The organism is Microbulbifer sp. 2205BS26-8 (genome assembly GCF_030731025.1).
Taxonomy (GTDB): Bacteria; Pseudomonadota; Gammaproteobacteria; order Pseudomonadales; family Cellvibrionaceae; genus Microbulbifer; species Microbulbifer spongiae.
Genome location: NZ_JAVAMR010000231.1, coordinates 1 through 284, shown reverse-complemented (window position 1 = coordinate 284; position 284 = coordinate 1). Strand labels below are relative to the sequence as shown.

Sequence of the window (284 nt, the reverse complement as noted above, 5' to 3'; positions counted from 1 at the left end):
AGACTCGCCTCATTTCGGCTGGAGCCTGAATAAGGTCACCGATGCCTTCGGCAATACCATGGCCTACAAATACCACCGCGACCTGGTGGAGGGCATCAACTATCCCCTGGAGATCACCTACGGCAACCAGGGCGATGCAAAAATCGAATTCCAGTACGGCACCCGCACCGATGCCCCGCCGGTTCCCGTGCAGGATATCCAGCAGGAACAGCTGGTGCTGCTGCACCATATCCGCGTACACCTCGATGGAAAGCTGCAGCGGGAGTACAAACTGATTTCCGAAG

Annotated in this window: 1 protein-coding gene; it reads left to right on the top strand. The window is 57.0% G+C overall.

The annotated features are described in order from the left end of the window. Window positions 1-284 (top strand): hypothetical protein (locus Q5Y71_RS17380; RefSeq protein WP_306043320.1); only part of this gene is annotated, 284 nt, incomplete at both ends.